Annotated in this window: 13 protein-coding genes, 1 pseudogene and 1 other annotated feature; of the genes and pseudogenes, 12 read left to right on the top strand and 2 right to left on the bottom strand. The window is 33.9% G+C overall.

Going from position 1 to position 15,901, the window contains the following annotated elements; genetic code table 11:
• The first annotated feature begins 7 nt into the window (after nt 1-7).
• The 11 genes and pseudogenes from MKX31_RS08945 (at nt 8) to MKX31_RS08995 (ending at nt 13,560) form a co-directional block, all read left to right on the top strand.
• Complete coding sequence (locus MKX31_RS08945; protein WP_340980624.1) at nt 8-2,725, top strand: hypothetical protein; 2,718 nt, start codon at nt 8-10, stop codon at nt 2,723-2,725.
• A gap of 70 nt (nt 2,726-2,795) precedes the next feature.
• Nucleotides 2,796-3,233, top strand: a complete 438-nt coding sequence (locus MKX31_RS08950) for an SseB family protein (protein WP_064473932.1) — start codon at nt 2,796-2,798, stop codon at nt 3,231-3,233.
• A 56-nt stretch (nt 3,234-3,289) separates the two neighbouring features.
• The gene (locus tag MKX31_RS08955; protein WP_340980626.1) at nt 3,290-4,675 is read left to right on the top strand and encodes a WXG100 family type VII secretion target; all 1,386 of its coding nucleotides are present in this window, start codon (nt 3,290-3,292) and stop codon (nt 4,673-4,675) included.
• A 3-nt stretch (nt 4,676-4,678) separates the two neighbouring features.
• Nucleotides 4,679-5,062, top strand: a complete 384-nt coding sequence (locus MKX31_RS08960; RefSeq protein ID WP_340980628.1) for an immunity 22 family protein — start codon at nt 4,679-4,681, stop codon at nt 5,060-5,062.
• Nucleotides 5,063-5,425: 363 nt separating this feature from the next.
• Nucleotides 5,426-6,610 carry a glycerate kinase family protein gene (locus MKX31_RS08965; protein WP_340980630.1) on the top strand — a complete coding sequence of 395 codons (1,185 nt, stop codon included), beginning with the start codon at nt 5,426-5,428 and terminating at the stop codon, nt 6,608-6,610.
• A complete protein-coding gene (locus MKX31_RS08970) occupies nt 6,607-8,037 on the top strand; it encodes an SLC13 family permease (RefSeq protein WP_340980632.1) in 1,431 nt (476 codons plus the stop codon). The genes MKX31_RS08965 and MKX31_RS08970 overlap by 4 nt, the downstream gene beginning before the upstream one ends.
• 134 nt (nt 8,038-8,171) lie before the next feature.
• Nucleotides 8,172-8,855 (top strand): response regulator transcription factor, encoded by a 684-nt coding sequence (locus MKX31_RS08975; protein ID WP_340980634.1) that lies wholly within the window; start codon nt 8,172-8,174, stop codon nt 8,853-8,855.
• Between the two features lie 3 nt (nt 8,856-8,858).
• Nucleotides 8,859-10,217, top strand: coding sequence for a HAMP domain-containing sensor histidine kinase (locus MKX31_RS08980; RefSeq protein WP_098111644.1), 1,359 nt, complete (start codon nt 8,859-8,861; stop codon nt 10,215-10,217).
• 18 nt (nt 10,218-10,235) lie between these two features.
• A complete protein-coding gene (locus tag MKX31_RS08985) occupies nt 10,236-11,195 on the top strand; it encodes a PepSY domain-containing protein (RefSeq protein ID WP_340980637.1) in 960 nt (319 codons plus the stop codon).
• Between the two features lie 107 nt (nt 11,196-11,302).
• Nucleotides 11,303-11,551, top strand: a binding site (T-box leader).
• A gap of 116 nt (nt 11,552-11,667) precedes the next feature.
• Entirely contained in the window at nt 11,668-13,008 is a 1,341-nt protein-coding gene (locus MKX31_RS08990; protein ID WP_340980638.1) for a sodium-dependent transporter, read from the top strand.
• A gap of 37 nt (nt 13,009-13,045) precedes the next feature.
• Nucleotides 13,046-13,560: pseudogene (locus MKX31_RS08995) on the top strand (alpha/beta hydrolase).
• A 39-nt stretch (nt 13,561-13,599) separates the two neighbouring features.
• On the opposite strand, the gene MKX31_RS09000 reads toward MKX31_RS08995, so the two are convergent.
• Together MKX31_RS09000 and MKX31_RS09005 are read right to left on the bottom strand one after the other, a co-directional pair.
• Nucleotides 13,600-14,175: a nucleotidyltransferase family protein gene (locus MKX31_RS09000; RefSeq protein ID WP_340980640.1), complete on the bottom strand. Its 576-nt coding sequence runs from the start codon at nt 14,173-14,175 to the stop codon at nt 13,600-13,602.
• A gap of 31 nt (nt 14,176-14,206) precedes the next feature.
• Entirely contained in the window at nt 14,207-15,004 is a 798-nt protein-coding gene (locus tag MKX31_RS09005; protein ID WP_340980642.1) for a lipid II flippase Amj family protein, read from the bottom strand.
• Between the two features lie 192 nt (nt 15,005-15,196).
• On the opposite strand from MKX31_RS09005, the gene MKX31_RS09010 reads away from it, so the two are divergent.
• A complete protein-coding gene (locus tag MKX31_RS09010) occupies nt 15,197-15,862 on the top strand; it encodes an HAD family hydrolase (RefSeq protein WP_340980644.1) in 666 nt (221 codons plus the stop codon).
• The last annotated feature ends 39 nt before the right edge of the window (nt 15,863-15,901 follow it).

Raw genomic sequence — 15,901 nt, forward strand, 5'->3', positions numbered from 1 at the left:
AAAGGACATGGAGGAAAACAATAATAACTTAGGGAAAAAAGTCGCTATATCAGTAATGTCGGTAGCATTACTAGGAACATCAGGATATCTTGTGTATGACAAAGGCTTTAAGACAGCAGGAAAAGAACAAGTAAAACTAGCAAGTAATACAGAAGAGAAAAAAGATGATCGTATTACAGGGGGCGATTTACAGTCTATGTTCCCAAATTTAGTCGCTGATCCTGCAAAAAAAGATGAAAAACCTGGCGAAAAACCAACTATTAATTTAGCAGACTTAATTGGAAATAATAAATCACCAATTACGCCAGTAACGTATAAACCTGATGAAGTATCGGTCGAAAAGAAAGATCCACAAATCAAATTATCAGATGCACCAACTCCGCAAAAGCCAGAGTTGCCAATTAATATGGTTGGACCTGTGGCGGATAATCCTAAGTCACCAGCAGATTCGAATACACCAGTGGACCCTAAGTTACAGGTAGATCCGAACACTAAGCCACCAGTAGATTCGAATACGCCAGTAGGTCCTAAGCTACCGGTAGATCAAAATACGCCAGTGGATCCAAAGTCACCAGTAGATCCAAATGCACCAGTGGTAGATCCAAAGCCACCAGTGGTAGATCCAAAGCCACCAGTGGTAGATCCAAAGCCACCAGTGGTAGATCCAAAGCCACCAGTAGTAGATCCGAAGCCACCAGAACCAACACACCCAACAATTACAGTATCACCAAAAACGGGTGATATTTTAGTTGAGTGGTACGCAGGAAATGGAAAATACTACTCATCTGTTTTCTTTAATGATTTTTATACGAGTCAAAAAGAACTGGATGAAAATGCATTAAATAATTTAACGAACTACTATAGCAAAAAAGAAGACTGGACGCTTGTTAGCCAATTGAATACACCATCAAAATCAAAATCGATAGCTGAACATAAGTTAGCATTAGATAATGTAGAACAAATTCTTACAAGTGGTGAATATTCAAATGAGAGAGCACTATTCTATTTACGTAATCAAATGAATGTACTAAATGAATCGGTTACTACACAAGAAGAGTTACAAAGATATTTAAGTGAAAATAAGAAAGATTATATTAAATCTGTAGCAGAAAAAGTTTATCAAACAGCAATAGAAGAAAAAAGAGAGTGGTCAAATACAGGGGATGTAGCATCTTTAGAACAAGCATTAAGTAAATTTTATTTAGTTACATCAGTACTTGAAAGCGTAGATCCTACATTAGTAGAAAAAGCGAATCAAGGTGTAGAAGATATTTTCAACAAGCTATTACAACAAGAATTACAGAACCTTAATATCCAAACAACAGTAGTGCAGTCTGCAACTGAGACAAAAGAAAAAGCAAGCCCTGTAAAAGAAAATACTAGCAGTAATGAAGGAAAGGCAGTTACAGAAGGAAATGAGGCAACAAGTACAGCAACAGAGAAAAACCTAAAAGATTCAAAGACTGAGGATGTCAAAAATAACGATAAAACAAATACTATTGATTCTAATACTCAAAAAGTACAAGTGAAATCTGACCCATTTAGTCAAGAGATTGATCAAATAGAAGCGTATTTAAATCCAGTGAGTCCACAATATGAAAATGCTTTACTATTAGCAAATCAGTATATTGGTGGGGCAACAGGTGAACAAAAAGAAAAGTTAGAAAAGCAATTTGTTGCGGCTGTAGAGGGACTTCGTGGACAATTAAAAGATCCTAATTTTAAAGTGGAAGATGCTATAAATAAAGCGAATTTATTAGCAAATACGGCAAGAGTAGAAAAATCTGTTCAAGATGAATCTCATAAGTTATTAATGCCGCTAATGTTTGAAAGAAAAGCAAACGATGCAGCAAATAATGGAGAATATTATACAGCGGTATTAAATATTGCAAATGCAATTCGTACAAAGCACCCATTGGAACGTTCAAGAGAAGAAATGGTTAATTATGCGAATAAATTATGGACAGATACAGAAAATGAATGGAATAAAATAAATGGAACGACAGGATGGCAAAGTGAAGTAAGTAAAAACTTATTACCATCATACACATTACTTGCACAGTTAAAGGATATTGATAAAACGATTGGCCAAATTAGTGGTATGAATATGATTGATAATGCATCCAAAAAAATGGAGGGAATTCAACTTATTCAGTTAGCAGGTGATGAAGCAAATAAAGAAGGACAAACGAGCCTTTATAATGCTTTACATTATTATGGTCAAGCAGCTTCACGCGGTGTGGTTGACAAAACAGGATTTTCTAATGTAGCTGGTCTTGTAATTAAAGAAGCAAAACAGTTAGAAAAAACGCAATATAAATCAGCATTAAACAACTATCAAATTTTATATAAAACACCAGGTATTGAAGAATTAGGAATTAAAGATGGGGTAAAAGCGGCAATTGAGTATTTGAGTACATTTGAAGCTGCAAAGGTAAGCGGGAATAAAGATACGATTGAAGATTTAGCTTCAGCAATTGAATTAACTTACCACTCTATGGAACTAGGATATCCAGAAGCAGATGCAAAAGAATGGATGAATACGGTAGCTCTAAAAATGTTTAATAAAGGCGCAGGATGTATGTCTGCAACTGATATGAATAATGCATATAAATGTTTTGAATTTTTAACTCGTGATAAATATGCAAATGCTATTAATGGAGAAATAACGAAACAAGCAAAAGAGAATGTAGAAAAAATTAAATCTATGAACGTTAAAAAATAATTAGATTTAACATTCGCCATCTTACTTTGCGTAAGATGGCGAAATTATTTCACATAAGGAGTGAAGTTCAATGAGTTTACTAGAAATTTGTCCATTAGATGAGGCGCTAGTGGAAGCTTTACAGAATGAAGAAAAAAGATTTCGTTTTTATGAGATATTACAGAAATCAAATTTGTACGTTGTTGCTTCTGTAGAGGGAGATACAAATGTAGATGAAGAAGGGAATTTGATTTCAACTGAAAATACACAATTGCAAATTCATTATTTTGAAATGGAAGAAGGATTAATGTTACCACTGTATTCTGATTTGAAACATTTAGAAATGGTTATTCCAGAAGAATGTCCATATGTCTCTATGAATGCGATTGAATTATTAAAGACGATAGATTTAGAAGCAAATGTAATATTAAACCCAGGAACAAAATTTCAAAAATTATTTGTGAAGGAAGAAATTGAAGCGATTTGTGATAACAGTATTTTTGATGTTTTTTCTAAAGGGAACAAGTAAAAATTGATGCAGTTATATTTCTTTTTGGTATAAAATAGAGGAAGGTGGGAGAGGGTTTGGAGATCAAGGTCAAACCTGAACAACTCGAACAAATTGCCAAAAACATATCAGAGATGCAAACACACAGCCAGAACATACAACAAAATCTCAATCAATCTATGTTTAGTATTCAAATGCAATGGCAAGGAGCAACGAGTCAGCATTTTTATGGGGAATATATGAGATCAATGAGACTCATGGAATCTTACATACGTAACTTACAAGTTACAGAAAAAGAATTACGGCGTATCGCTCAAAAGTTTCGTCAAGCAGATGAAGAATATCAAAAGAAACAAAATGAAAAATTGAAAGAAACCCATAAAACAGAAAAGAAACATGAAAAATCATGGTGGGAAAAAGGAGTAGAAGGAGCAGCTGAATTCATTGGAGTAAATGATGCAATTCGTGCCGTTACCGGTAAAGACCCTATTACAGGAAAAGAATTATCATCAAAAGAAAGACTCATCGCCGCAGGATGGACACTCCTAAACTTTGTTCCTGTTGGAAAAGTGGCAAGTCTTGCTGGAAAAGGAATAAAGTATGTCGCTTCTAGCTTTGGGAAGACGATTGTAAAAGCAGGAAAAAGACTAGGCGAAGGCGTAACAATGGTAGCCGGAAAAGCTGGAAAAGCAGCTGTCGATGGTATAAAAACAGCCAGCCACAAAGTAACAGAAGGTGTAAACTTTGTAGCCTCCACAGCAAAAGGCTTTGCCGATAAAATCGGAAGTCTATGGAATAAAGGTGCCACAACCGTAAAAACAACTTTCTTGCAGGGAAATGAAAAGATCCAGCACGCAGTAAAAACATTGCTGGAGTACAAATGGATCCCAGGTGAGGGAAAAGGCTTCGCCATGGCTGGAGTAGGAAATGTCTCAGGGGGAGGACAGTATTCTCTGAAAGAGGCTTATCAGTATATGGAGAGTAAGGTTGTTAAGGGTACGGGTGAAGGTAGTAAGAGTACTAGTGGGAATAGTAAGCATTTAAGTGATGTGAAAATTCCATCAGTAAGAAACAATGAGTTTAATAAATGGTTTGATAATCTGTCAGCAAAACAATTTGAGGAAATGTGGAATAATCCTCAGTTGAGAAGTAAAATAGAGGATAGGATTAGACGCCCAGGAGGATACCATGAGTGGCATCTTGTAGCAAGAACTCCTAAATTTAAGCAGTGGGGAATTAGTATGGATGATATTAAAGAAATGAGGTCTCTGACTAAAGATGTTGAATTTGTAAATCCACCTGGTCGTCATGGAAGAAGAGGCTCGACAAAAGCACATAATGAAATGTTAAAGATTATTGATTCTGCTTCTGACTATGAAAGTTTTGTTAAAGGGCTTAATGAGTGGGCTGAAAATAGAATGAAAAATGGCATTATGGATTTACCAGAAGGTTTGAGGAGGTAAAAAATGAAAAATGATGTTTCTTTATGGTTAGGATGCTTTAGTGATTTTGATGAACTCGAAACATACACTGAAATAAAATATAATGAAGATGGAGATAGTATTCCCTCTATTTTTGAGAAAGATTTTAAATTAGGTTATTATGATAGGGACTTAGTTGAAAAAGATTGGATTCCTGATGCTGAAGATGACATAGAAAAGCTGTTAGTAGATTTTTCATATGATAATCAATTAATACAACAGTACAATAACATTAAGTTAAGGTCTAAATACAATACCATTATTTTAATTTATAATTATGATTATAATAAAGAAGGTAAAATTGTTAACTTCGTAGATAAGACTACCTACAAATTAGATTTCATTGGTACGGCAGAATATATAGATTAATGAAAATCAAGTATATTTGCAGTGAAAAGAATAGGCTGTTAGAAAGTACGTACTTCATGATGTACAAAAGGTGTCATACTGTTACTACAAAACTTACAAAATATAAACTTAAAGCAATTGCTTGTTGAGTACAGGAAACGCGAAATCATACAAGTATTGTCCCGTAATAGAGAAATAAAATTGAATAAAGAGTAAAGGAATAAATCCGTTGTGCTATTTCATAGTACAACGGATTTTTTAGATCACAAAACTCAGCACTTTCTCACCAAATTTTAATGTAAGCTTAATTGTGCTCTCTTTTTTCACCTTTAGTATAAGCCTTAGAAACGAAAGAGATATACAAGGTGAAGGGAGAAATATTACATGCGTATTTTAGTTGTACCATCGGGATTTAAAGAAAGTTTAGGGGCGAAGGAAGCTGCTGATATAATGAAAGAGGGGATTTTAAAAGTCATGCCGTTAGCTACTGTAGAGACTTTACCAATGGTTGATGGCGGGGAAGGTTTTACAGAGGCAATTATAAATATTACTGATGGAAAAATGTATAAAGTACAAGTAACGGGACCTGTTGGAGAAAAGATACAATCTTATTTTGGAGTTTTTGAAACGAGAAATGGTGAGCGTACAGCTGTTATTGAAATGGCTGCTGCTGCGGGGCTACGACTTGTACCGAGAGATTTACGTGATCCTAGAAAAACGACTACTCATGGTGTTGGGGAGTTAATAGAATTAGCCTTAAATAAAGGGGTAGATCGTATATTAATTGGATGTGGTGATTCAGGAACATCTGATGGAGGAGCTGGTATGGCTGAAGCTTTAGGTGTAAAGTTTTTAAATGAAGCTGGAAAGGAAATACAAATTCATGGTGGAACCTCTTTATTACAAGTTTCAAAAATAGATACATCACAAGTAGATCCTAGATTAAGGCATGTTCAAATCGATGTTGCCTGTAATTGGTTTAATCAATTATGCGGCGAACAAGGAGTAGCGCGAGTATTCGGTCCGCAAAAAGGTGCTAACAAAGCACAAGTAATAGAACTAGAAAAAGCACTGGAGCGCTATGCTTCTGTTATAAAAAAAGATATGGGTATAGATGTACATCATACACCAGGAAGCGGTGCATCTGGTGGGCTTGGTGCTGGATTACAAGCTTTAATTGGTGCAACGCTTCATCCGAGATACAATATTATTATGAAGTATATGGATTTAAATAAACTATTGTTAGCGTGTGATCTTGTATTTACTGCGGAAGGAAGTATAGATTTTCAAACACCACGTGGGAAAATTCCAGCTGAGGTGGCTAAATGTGCAAAAAAATATGGATTACCAGTAATCGCATTAGTAGGGACAGTCGGTAAAGGTGCACGTATCAATTACGATTATGGAATTGATGCATATACAAGTATATTGCCAATGCCATCTTCATTAGAAAATGCATTTTCTAATGCGGAGAAATGGCTTCGTGATTGCACAGAGAGTACGATGCGTACAGTTTTAGTCGGTTATCAAATCGCTTCTCGGTTGAATAACAGTGGGTACGTATCATGATTGAAAAAAATGTAGTGGAATCACATGTGAATAGTACCGATAATCCGAAAACTAAGCCATCTTGGGTTTTGCCCGTAGCACTTATAGTAATGGTAGAAATAGTTCTTTTGCTTCCATCGTCATTAACGATGGAAGCAAAATGGAGTTTGTTTGGATTTTGCTGTGCAATTATTTTATGGACAACAACAACGATAAATTCGGCCTATATCGCACTAGGGTCTGTCTTATTTCTAATTATTTCAGGAACAGCAAAGCAAGATCTTTTATTCGATTCGTTAGCTTCAGATGTTATTTGGCTGATGATCGGTTCCTTTATTTTAGGAAGGGCACTTCAAGTTACCGGTTTAGCTGAGAAAATGACGTACTTTGTTGTAAATCGTGCTCGGAATATAGCCGGTTTGTGCGGGATTTTGACAATGATTATTCAAATACTCGCCTTTTTTATTCCATCAACATCTGGACGCGCAGCGGTTGTATTACCTGTTTTTCAAGCTATCTCAAAAGAAATTGGGAGTAGAAGAATTACGAAAGCATTAGCAATTTTAATGCCTACTGTTATTTTAGTATCAACAAGTTCTACAATTATTGGGGCAGGCTCACATTTAATCGCCCTAGATATGTTAAAAAAATTTAATAATAAAACCATTACATTTGTAGAGTGGTTAATATGGGGGTTCCCATTTGGAGTCATAATGAGCTGTATAAGTTGTCGCGTAATATTATTTTTATTTTTAGACAAAGAGGAAGTAAAAACAAAACTGAAACAGAAAAAAATTAAGTTTGAATTATCGCGAAATGAGAAGTATACAATTAGTATTTTAATAGCGATGGTCGCTTTTTGGTTAACAGAGTCGCTACATGGTTTGGAAATTGCAACTGTTACGATAATCGGAGTATTTTTATTAACTTTACCAAAACTCGGCGTGATGCAGTGGAAAGAAAGTTTAAAAGGTGTCTCGTGGAACTTAATTCTATTTGTTGGAGCAGCAATTGCATTAGGGAAATCTTTAATGGAGAGTGGTGCAGCGCAATGGATTATGCAAAAGTTATTTTTAGTAACAGAACTAATTAATAAGCAATCCATTTTTATCGTGTTACTCGTAATTGTTATTCTTTCAGTCACATCACATTTATATATTACATCTCACACGACGAGAGCGGTAATTTTTATTCCGCCATTACTATATTTTGCTAGTAGTCTACAGCTTAATGAAGTAGCTGTACTATTTTTAGGGATTGTTGGCATGAATTATTGTTTAACCTTTCCAGTCAGTTCTAAAGCTTTACTTTTATTTCAAGAAAGTGATAGAGAAACTTTTCAATCGCAAGATTTATTAAAGTTAAGTAGCTATTTAAGTGTTATATATATGCTTCTAATGGTCTTATTTTATTATGCATATTGGCAATGGGTTGGATTGTCTCTCTAACAATCAGGAATATATTTCGTTCCTCATTTTTTTCATTAAGTCGGACAGAATACTGGGCATTATTTCTTTTTGAGGAAAGTATTACTTGTTATACTGGAATGGTATGAAAAGATTATATAATGCGGGAGGCTTTTATGGGAGAAAGGATTTTAATTGTTGAGGATGAAGAAAAAATTGCGCGTGTCGTACAGTTAGAACTAGAATTTGAAGGATATGAAAGTGAAATTGCTAAAACAGGAACAGAGGCAATGGAAAAGTTTCACGATAGTAAATGGGATTTAATTTTACTTGATGTAATGCTTCCAAACATAAGTGGATTAGAAGTACTTCGAAGGATACGTTTGAAAAATGCTGTAATACCTATTATTTTATTAACCGCTCGTGACTCAGTTGTTGATAAAGTAAGTGGCTTAGATCAAGGAGCAAGTGATTATATTACAAAGCCATTTCAAATAGAAGAACTTTTAGCGAGAATTCGTGCATGTTTAAGAATTTCAAACGTAAGAAAAGAAGAGGAAAATAGTAGTTATCAAATTGCAGATTTATATATAGACGAGAAAACACGAGAAGTGAAAAGAGGGAATCATTTAGTGGAATTAACACCACGAGAGTTTGATTTATTACTATTTTTAATGAAGCATGAAAATCAAGTGTTAAATCGAGAACAAATCGTAACGAATGTTTGGGGATTTGATTATTATGGTGATACAAATGTTGTCGATGTATATATTCGATATATACGTAAAAAAGTAGATTGTAATGTGGACGTACCACTTATTCACACTGTTAGAGGTGTTGGGTATGTCTTAAAGGTATAGTATATGAAAATTAAAAATAAAATATATTTATTCTCTACAGTATGGTTACTACTTATTTTGTTACTTATTAATAGTTCTATATACTTTTTGTTTTATAAAGTTACAACGAACGGAGAGTTAGAACGTTTAAAACGTGAGGCAGTACATATTATAGAAGGAATGAATGCTGAATCAGCAAAAGAAATAGACGCAGTAAATCTACTACAGCCATACTTACCTTCAAACGGTATGATTAGAGTTATTAATGAAAATTCAAAGGTAATGATTAGACAAGAAGTGGATAGTGCAAAACCAATCCCAGCAGTAAATACGAAATTTGAAAGAAAAGAATCGGCGGGAATTTATGAGAAGAATGGTGGGAAATTCGCTTATATAAAAATGCCAATTATTTGGAATGATGGGAAAATCGTTTCATTAGAAATGACAGAACGTTTAGATAGTTTGCAAGAGAATTTAAATATGTTAAAAAATGTATTAGTTATTGCATCGCTTTTCGTTTTAATTCCGTCTTTTTTTGCGGGGAGAATGTTAAGTAAACTCATTTTAAAACCTGTAAATTCTTTAATACAAACAATGGAGCATATACAAGATAGAGGGATATTCAAAAAAATACCACTTGAGAAAAAATCAAAAGATGAATTGCATAAAATGGGGACAACATTTAATAAAATGATAGATTTATTACATCAAAACTTTGAAAAGCAGCAGCAGTTCGTTTCAGATGCTTCACATGAATTGAGAACACCGTTAACAGTTATTGAAAGTTATGCAAAATTATTAAAAAGATGGGGAATGAAAAAACAAGATGTTTTAGAAGAATCTGTAGAAGCGATATACTCCGAGGCAATAAGAATGAAAGGCATGACAAATCAAATGTTACTGCTTGCCAACAGTAGTGCAGAGTGGAAGTTGGAAACGAAAGAATCAGATTTAGTTCGGTTATGTAAGATGACTGCGGAACAACTAGAAAAAACATATAATCGGGATTTTCGTGTTATTACAGAGGAAGAAAAGATTGTTGTAAATATTGATGAACAAAAAATAAAACAAGTATTAGTAGTATTATTGGATAATGCAATGAAATACAGTAAAGATTCAATCGATTTGATAGTAGGAATACAAAAAGAAAGAATCTTTTTTTCTATTCAAGATTACGGTATGGGAATTCCTAAGGAAGATATACAGAAAGTGTTTGATCGCTATTTTCGAGTTGATAAAGCGAGGAGTAGGGAAACAGGAGGAACAGGTCTAGGATTGTCGATTGCGAAACAGATTATTGATGCTCATGAAGGAAATATACAACTGGAAAGTGAAGAGGGAGAATGGACGAAAGTTACCGTATATTTGCCTCGTTTTTTATAAAGAGATAGGAGTTTGAAAATGAAAAAGAAATGGAAGGTTACATTGTTACTTTGTTTTGTGCTTGTAAGTGTAGCTTTTGTATCACAACGTATTGTTTCTAAGCAAGGAGAAAAAATATTATCTGAAAAACAAATTCAGAATATTGTGTCTGAACAGTATCCTGGAAAAATAAAAAATATGAAATTAGTAAACAAAGGGGAACAAGATGTATATAAGGTAAATCTTTTAAATGAAAAAGGCTCATATGAAATAATAGTAGATGCTCAAAGTGGTAACATAAAACGTGCAAAAGAAATATCATTAAAAAGTAATACAATAACGAAAGAAAAAGCGGAAGAAATGGCACTTCAGAAAGTACAGGGGATCATTAAACAAACTATATTAGAAAAAAGAAAGGGGATAGAGGTATTTGTAATATCGGTAGAAACAAATGCTACTCAAAGTACAATAGTTGAGATTGAAAAAACTACCGGGAAAATTCAATTGTTACAGAAACAAACGACAAAAGTTACAGAGCAGCAAGCAAAAGAGATTGCAGTGCAGCAAGTACAAGGGAATGTGAAAGGGATAAGACTAGAGAAAAAGAACGAAAAAAATGTATATGTAATAGAGATAGAGAAAAGTGCAAATGAGAATGTAATGGTAGAAATTGAAGAAGCGACGGGTGCTTTTATTGGTACTTCACAAATACAAAAAGTCGTTACAGAAGAGCAGGCGAAAGAAGTTGCGTTACAAAAAGTACCAGGCGGTTTTATCGAGAAGGTAAGTGTAGTCGATATAAATGGTATGTCTACCTACCAAATTATAATAAAAAAACAAACAGAAACGGTTGATGTAAGAGTACATACAATAACAGGTGAAGTCATGTCTACTACAGCGGTAAATAATGCTATTCAGCAAAAGGAGTCATCTCAACAACAAGATGACGATGATCAAGAAGAAGGTACTGATGATCACGGTGATGATGATGAAGGATAATGAAAAATAAAAGGGGTTTCTCATCAAATTTTAATATAGCCCTTGACAGTTATAAATATAACCGATATACTTCATATTAATTTCAAAAGAAAATATATTCTAAATATTAAAATGTGTTGAATAGGAGTAGTAAGGTCGTATATTTGTACAGAGAGCTATGGGTTGGTGTGACATAGTCAAATGACATCCTGAACTCGCCTAGGAGCAGTAAGGTGGAACGGAATCACATTCTTAGTAAATCTTAACGGTTAACCTTCGATATTAGGTTTGTAATCAAACGATTACTACTAAGGTGGATTCATAATGGAATCAATAAGGGTGGTACCGCGTTAAGTAAATGGCTTAGCGTCTCTTTATATAGAGACGTTGAGCCATTTTTTTATTTTATGGAAATAGAAATGGAGGGTTTATTCGGATTGGTTTGAAAAATTTAATTATTTATATAAAGTAATTTAACTAGGAGGAAAATAAGATGAAACAGACGGAGCAATGGACTTCGAAATTAGGTTTTATAATGGCTGCAGCAGGATCAGCAATTGGACTAGGCGCAATATGGAAGTTTCCTTATATCGCTGGGAAGAGCGGGGGAGGAGCATTCTTTTTAATCTTTATATTATTTACGGTATTAATTGGACTACCACTACTTATAGCTGAATTTATGATTGGGCGCAGTACACAGAAACAAGCAGTTGGAGCATTTAAAAGTATCGCACCTAATACAGGATGGCACTGGATTGGACGCCTTGGCGTTGGAACATGTTTTATACTACTTTCGTTTTATAGTGTTGTAGGTGGATGGGTGTTAATTTATTTATTCAGAGGAGTAACGGGACAACTTATTACTCCGGGACAAAATTATGGAGTATTATTGACTGAAACAATTGGAAATCCCGCTTGGGCGATTATGGGACATTTCGCTTTTATGTTCATTACGATTTGGGTTGTATCAAAAGGTGTACAAAACGGAATTGAAAAAGCAAGTAAATATATGTTGCCAGCATTGTTCGTATTATTTGTTGCTCTTATTGTTCGCTCACTAACACTTGATAACGCAATGAAAGGTGTGAAGTTTTTCTTACAACCAGATTTCTCAAAGATTACTTCAGAAAGTATTTTGTTCGCAATGGGCCAATCATTTTTTGCGATTAGTATCGGGATTTCGATTATGGTCACGTATAGTTCCTATTTAAATAAAAAAGAAAGTTTACCAAAATCAGCAATAACAATTGTTGGATTGAATTTATTTGTTTCATTATTTGCGGGTCTTGCTATTTTTCCGGCCGTATTTTCATTAGGAATGGAACCAACAGAAGGGCCTGGGTTACTATTTATCGTATTACCATCTGTATTTAGTCAAATTCCATTCGGTGGGTTGTTCTTAACGGTATTTCTTGCACTATTTACATTTGCGACATTAACATCGGCATTTTCTCTACTAGAGACAGTTGTTTCAGCATTAGCAAATGGTGAACAAGAAAAGAGAACGAAATTATCATGGATGATCGGTTTCGGCATTTTCTTAGTAGGTATACCATCAGCATTATCATTTGGAGTATGGGGTGATATTACGATTTTCGGAAAGAATATTTTTGATGCAGTAGACTTCTTATCTAGTAATATCTTAATGCCACTTGGAGCACTATTTATTAGTATTTTCGTTTCATTCAAAATGGAAAAGAAGGTGCTAGAAGCAGAGTTTTTTGTAGGTGGAAATTATGGAAAGAAAGTATTTATTTGTTGGGCGTTTTTACTTCGATTTGTAGCACCACTTGCAATAATCGTTGTCTTTTTAAATGTAATAGGGATTATTTAACAGAAAATGTTATAATATTCAGTAAAAAAAGAAGGTGATGATTATAAAGACGAATTTGATAGAAGTAGGGAAACACATGAACATTAGAGGGAAAAAGCTATACGTTGAAACGCATGGGAATCCTAAAAATAAACCGGTCTTATACTTGCATGGTGGACCAGGAGAAAGTTGCTAGAAGCCTATATAAGATTAAGCGATGAATTAAAAGAAAAAAGAATGGAGATTTACAATTATAAGGAAGATGTGACAGATGAGAGTTTATATAGTGATGATGAGTGGGAAGTATTTTCAAATCGTTCCAAAATTCATTTTGATAGATTGAAATTAGAAGGAGTATTCCACACTTCATTATTACCTAAGATACAAGATATACAAAATCCAATGTTATTAATTGTAGGAAAACATGATGTAGTAACGTGTGAAAAACAAATTGAAACATTTAATAAAGATGCTCAAAATGGGGATTATATTGTATTTGAAGAGAGTGGTCATACACCGCATTATGAAGAAGCAGATCGATTTGCTGAAATAGTCATTCAGTTTTTGAAATAAAGTAGAAAAGGAGCTTCGTGTAATGCGAAGCTCCTTTTCTTACATTTTGGGATAAGTGATTGTAATATTAGGCCATTTGTTTTGCCAGTTCTTTTTATTAACTCTAGTGTTGTATATATGTAATCGTTCTTTTGTTTCAAGAAAATGAGCTGTTGGTCTCACTTGTAAGGAAAGAACATCTTCAATACCGCATGGGGCTGTTAATATAACTTTGTTTTTTTCGTCTAATGTAACCCCTAAAGCGGTTGCTGTTTCAGGAAATTTAGAAATAGCATCAACAGAAGAAGAGTACGGTGGCATATTATTCACCACATGCATACGAGCTTGATTCTTTACCGACCAAGGGATAATAGCATCAATATTCTTTAATTTCGTTTCTAATGATTGTTCGTATATCTCATCTTTATGTAGACTATTATAATAAATTACATCAACATCAGGCATAGTTGTTCTAGCTTCATAGTTATGTAAAGTATCCCAAATTTTAGAACGAACAAATCCGGCGCAAATCCACCAATCAGGTAACTCTATTGATTTTGCCATTTGTAATACGTTCATCATCCATTCGTCGTTTTCTATTAAGCGAATTATATCTTGCTCTGTTTGTATAGTCATTTGTTATCCCACCTACTATTTTTATAGAGGACTAATTCATCAGTTTAATAATCCATGTGATCCAGTAAGCACCTGGTATGAATAATAGTTGTGCTAATAACGTACCAAAAAGTCTAGAAATCATTAGCCAACCATACATTTTACTCATTGCTTCTGCACCTTCTTTTGATTGAAGAGCTCGCTCTGTTAAAAGAGCGATACGTGGATCAAGCAGCACTGTTAATAAAATAGTAGCAAAACCATTAATAAGGCCAGAAGCTGTAGTAGCTTTGGTTGCGTAAGCTGGAAGTAAAAAAGAAGCATATAGGGCTGAAAGAACACCAGCTGTATAAATTGCAGTAGCAAACATATTAATAAGCATAATACGTTTTGGAATACCACCGATACGCAGTCTATGAATCATTTCTAGTTTTGGAAAGCGTACATATTTTTTGGTGTACTTTAATTTTTGGATGTTATTCGTTTTCATCATTCGAATGAAAGAACCGTCAGTTTCAAAGTTTTGAATGACGTATCCAAATAATTTGGTCAAAGTTGGATACAGTATAATCGCAAGTAAAGTACCGACAGAGGCGGATAATAGAACGAGCCGTATAGTATGTTCTAAATTAATGGAAGCGTCTTGTTTTGCCTCATCGACAATCCCGCCGATTAAAAAGGCTTGTAGCATGTTAGATGTTCTTGATATAAGTAACACCATGCCTACGACAGATAAAGCAACAGCAATTCTCTTTAAACGCACTCCAGCTAATCGAATACTATAAGAGCTTGTTTCAACCGCGTGAATAACAATTGTGAAAATCATTATAACAATTAACGTTATTGACATTAGAATCACCAGTTTCTATTAAAATAATTGTAACTTTTTTACTTTATCATATGTATTCCATTTTGTAACTGAACGTATGTGACATAGAAGGGATAATTTTTTGAAAAGATAAATAATGGTAATATAGTAAAAGGTAGGCATGAAAAAGCCTTCTATATAATATGTAAAGTAAATTGGAGTGGGGGATTAAATGTGTATACAACATTTCTATTTGACTTAGATGGAACATTGACGGATCCGAAAGAAGGAATTATAAATTCAGTATTGTATGCATTAAAAAAAGTTGGAATTGAAGAATTACATGTAAATGAGTTAGACTCATTTATCGGTCCGCCCATCCAACAATCATTCGTAGAGAGGTATAATATGAATGAAGCAGAAGTTGAAAGAGCTGTTTTTTATTTCAGAGAGTATTTAAAACAAAGTGGATTGTTAGAAAATAATGTATACGAGGGTGTTCCAAGTCTTTTAAAACAATTAAAAGATACCGGAAATCGTTTATTTATAGCAACTTCCAAGCCTACTATATTTGCTGAACAAGTACTAGATCATTTTCAACTAACGAATTATTTCGAAAGTATCATTGGAAGTAACTTAGATGGTACGAGAATAAAAAAAGAAGAAATCATTGCTCATATTTTACAAACAAATGAAGATTTTAATAAAGAAGAGATTGTTATGATTGGAGATAGAAAACACGATATAATCGGTGCGAATTATAATGGAATTTCCTCAATAGGCGTTTTATATGGCTATGGTAGTGAAACAGAATTGACTGAAATTGGTGCGACTTATATAGTAAATGATGTAAAAGAACTACGGCATTTTTGTGCAGAAAATAGTTTGGTAAAGAAGTAAATATAGAGACTAACAATCCCTTTATAACGTATGACGATG

Origin of the sequence: Bacillus sp. FSL M8-0063, from assembly GCF_038005545.1 — a bacterium.
Lineage (GTDB): Bacteria > Bacillota > Bacilli > Bacillales > Bacillaceae_G > Bacillus_A > Bacillus_A wiedmannii.